Annotated in this window: 5 protein-coding genes and 1 pseudogene; all 6 read right to left on the bottom strand. The window is 74.3% G+C overall.

Annotated elements, in window-relative coordinates:
* Positions 1-211: 211 nt before the first annotated feature.
* Positions 212-286, bottom strand: a pseudogene (locus AB8Z36_RS42400) (tryptophan biosynthesis modulator TrpM); the annotation flags it as partial.
* 9 nt (positions 287-295) lie between these two features.
* The gene (gene trpC / locus AB8Z36_RS36385; protein ID WP_369217665.1) at positions 296-1,105 is read right to left on the bottom strand and encodes an indole-3-glycerol phosphate synthase TrpC; all 810 of its coding nucleotides are present in this window, start codon (positions 1,103-1,105) and stop codon (positions 296-298) included.
* 141 nt (positions 1,106-1,246) lie between these two features.
* Positions 1,247-1,699 carry a DUF2752 domain-containing protein gene (locus tag AB8Z36_RS36380; RefSeq protein WP_440582095.1) on the bottom strand — a complete coding sequence of 151 codons (453 nt, stop codon included), beginning with the start codon at positions 1,697-1,699 and terminating at the stop codon, positions 1,247-1,249.
* A 122-nt stretch (positions 1,700-1,821) separates the two neighbouring features.
* A complete protein-coding gene (locus AB8Z36_RS36375; RefSeq protein ID WP_369217664.1) occupies positions 1,822-2,055 on the bottom strand; it encodes an HGxxPAAW family protein in 234 nt (77 codons plus the stop codon).
* 122 nt (positions 2,056-2,177) lie between these two features.
* The gene (locus tag AB8Z36_RS36370; RefSeq protein WP_369217663.1) at positions 2,178-2,828 is read right to left on the bottom strand and encodes a TIGR02234 family membrane protein; all 651 of its coding nucleotides are present in this window, start codon (positions 2,826-2,828) and stop codon (positions 2,178-2,180) included.
* A gap of 7 nt (positions 2,829-2,835) precedes the next feature.
* Positions 2,836-3,296 (bottom strand): chorismate-binding protein (locus AB8Z36_RS36365; protein WP_369217662.1); only part of this gene is annotated, 461 nt, incomplete at its 5' end.

Raw genomic sequence — 3,296 nt, 5'->3', positions numbered from 1 at the left:
TAGTGGACCAGGAGGTCATCGAGCTCGCGGGCGAACTCGGGGTCGTTCTTGGCCTTGTCGTACTCGACGGCGACCTCGTCCACGGCGGCGACCAGGGCCTCCGGGATGAACTTGCCGCCGAACGCGCCGAAGTAGCCCTCGAGGCGCCGCCCTGCCATCGCATGCCCGGGATCTGGCCCGGTTCCGCGCCGATGTGGTACCGCACGCGCCTGCCCCGCACGCGGCGTGCGGGGGCCCGGCAGCCGCGGGGGCGGCAGCCGGGTGCGAGGCGGGCGAAGGCGGTCATCGGGGTGGGTCAGCTCCGKCCGTGGCGCAGCGCGGGGTGGGCGGCCGCCGCGACGAGGTCGGCGACCGCGGACCTCGGGTCGCGCCCGGTGACCAGGGACTCGCCCACGAGCACCGCGTCGGCGCCCGCGTTGGCGAACGCGATCAGGTCGTGCGGCCCCCGGACACCGGACTCGGCGATCTTGACGACGTCGTCCGGCAGCTCGGGCGCGATGCGCTCGAAGGTGGAGCGGTCGACCTTCAGGGTCTTCAGGTCGCGGTTGTTGACGCCGATGACCCGGGCGCCGGCGTCCACGGCCCGCTCGGCCTCCTCCTCGTCGTGCACCTCGACGATCGGCGTGAGGCCGATCGACTCGGCGCGCTCGATGAGGGACTCGAGGGCGGGCTGCTCCAGGGCGGCCACGATGAGCAGCGCGACGTCGGCGCCGTACGCCCGTGCCTCCCAGAGCTGGTAGGAGGTGACGATGAAGTCCTTGCGCAGGACGGGGATGTCGACCTTGGCGCGGACGGCCTCCAGGTCGGCCAGCGAGCCGCCGAAGCGGCGCTCCTCGGTGAGCACGGAGATGACGGCGGCGCCGCCCGCCTCGTAGTCGGCGGCGAGCCCGGCCGGGTCGGCGATCGCGGCCAGCGCGCCCTTGGAGGGGCTGGAGCGCTTGACCTCACAGATGACCTTCACGCCGTCGCCGCGCAGGGCGGCCGCGCCGTCCTTGGCCGCGGGAGCCTTCGCCGCGCGTTCCTTGAGCTCGTCGAGGCTGACGCGCGCCTGCCGCTCCGCGAGGTCGGCACGGACTCCGTCGATGATCTCGTCGAGCACACTCACGCGAGCGGTCCCCTTCCCTGACGGTTGTAGCTGACGTTCAAGCTGGTCACTGCGATGGTATCCGCAGGAGGGCGAAGCCCTCGCATCCGGTTGACGGCCGTCCCACGACCTGGACATACGTCACCCGTGCGGCCTGCGCGTTCAGGGGTGCAGCCACGATCCGAACGGCAGGTTGCGGACGAGGGTGAAGACCGTGACCAGGACTCCGGCGCCCCACAGCTGCACCGGGCCCAACTCGATCCGCAGCGGTCGCCCGCGCACCACGCGGATCACCCAGACGGTCCACACGACCGCGAAGAGCGCGTACCCCGCGACGGCGAGCGCGTTGGCGCCGAGGGCCGCGGTGAGGTCGCCGTGGATGAAGGCGTGGGCGCTGCGCAGGCCGCCGCAGCCGGGGCAGTAGACGCCGGTGAGGCGCAGCAGCGGGCAGGCCGGGTAGTGGCCGGGCTCGTTCGGGTCGACGGCGCCGACGTAGGCGAAGGCTCCGGCGACGGCGGCGAGCAGGCCCGCGGGCACCAGCAGGCGGGTCGGCGTTCCCGGCTGCCGACGGGCCCCGGCGGGCAGGTCGCGTGCGCTCTCGGTCTCGGCGGTCACCCGAGCATTCTGCCTCGTTCCCGGGCGGGGTGCCCGGTGCCGGACACGCCGGGAGGCGGCCCGGACGTCACCGGGCCGCCTCCCGGCGTGCGCGCGTGCTCAGGCCTCGCGGCCCGGCGTGCTCAGGCCTCGGAGCCCCGGATCTCACGGCGCGGGCGCTTGTTCTGGCCGAGACCCGCGGCGCTCATGGCGCCGCCCACGAGGCCGCCGATCGCGATGATCGCCATGCCGGCCCAGAACCCGGGCACGTTGGCCATCACCATGAAGGCACCCGCGACGCAGAAACCGATGAAGGCGATGATGACACCGGTCCAGGCGGCCGGGGTGTGTCCGTGTCCGTGGCTGCTGCCCGCCATGACTTGCTCCTCGTGTGCTGTATGCGTGGTGAAGGGTGGGGAGGCCCACCGCGAGTCGGACCCTGGTCGCCATTGTCCCGCACCCGTGCGTGCCGCGTGAGCGCGGGGTCATGGGTCACGGGTCACGCCTCGCGCGTCGGGTCCTCGCCGCGGTCCAGGGCCTTCCACAGTTCCTCGGGCCGCTCCGGGTCCGGGGCGCGGCGCGCCTTGCGGGGGCTGGGCGAGCCGTCGCGTTCGTAGCGCCCCGACATCGCGGGCCAGGAGCGGCCGTAGGTGAGCGCGAGGAGCCCGGCGAGCAGGATCAGGACGCCCGCGCCCGCGGCGGCGTACGGCCAGCCGGTGTGGGACAGGCCGTGGATGGTGGCCGCGGTGTCGCCGGAGGCGGTGGCGGCCTGCTCGTCCAGGGCGGCGCTGTCGTCCGCGCCGAGCAGGGCGGCGGCCACGATGCCCGCGCCGCTCAGGGTGAGCAGCCCGGAGACCAGGAGGCGTCCGGTGCGGCGGACCGCGAAGATCGCGACGAGGGCGGCGAGGCCCACGACCGCGAGGGCCGCGGGGACGCCCGTGACGTCGCTGCCCCGGGCGGTCAGCGGCAGGTCGCCGCCCGCCACCGAGGCGGTCCCGTGGGCCCAGTCCTGGCGGGAGGCGAGGAGCGCGAGGGCCGCGCCGAGGGCGCCGAGCAGCAGCGCGGCGCCGATGCTGCGCCTGCTGCCGCGCTGGGCCGGGGYCTCGGCGGTCGGCGCGTCGGTACGGGGCGGTGGTACTGCAGAAGTCACCCGTCCACTATCCCTCACCGCTTCCGGCGGCGCGCAGGCGGTTCGCCGTGTGGATGGCGCGGAGCACGGCGGCGGCCTTGTTGCGGCACTCGGTGTCCTCGGCCACGGGGTCGGAGTCGGCGACGACCCCCGCTCCGGCCTGCACGTACGCCGTGCCGTCGCGGAGCAGGGCGGTGCGGATGGCGATGGCGGTGTCGGAGTCGCCCGCGAAGTCGAGGTAGCCGACGCAGCCGCCGTAGAGCCCGCGGCGGGAGGGTTCCAGTTCGTCGATGATCTGCATGGCGCGGGGCTTGGGGGCGCCGGAGAGGGTGCCCGCGGGGAAGCAGGCGGTGAGCACGTCGAAGGCGGTGCGGCCCTGGGCGATCTGTCCGGTGACCGTCGAGACGATGTGCATGACGTGGGAGTACTTCTCGATGGACATGAAGTCCACGACCTCGACGGTGCCCGGTTCGCAGACCCGGCCCAGGT

Source organism: Streptomyces flavofungini, from assembly GCF_041028215.1.
GTDB classification, from domain to species: Bacteria; Actinomycetota; Actinomycetes; order Streptomycetales; family Streptomycetaceae; genus Streptomyces; species Streptomyces flavofungini_B.
Note: the sequence above shows the minus strand (reverse complement) of the source record. Positions and strands in the feature narration are given on the sequence as shown.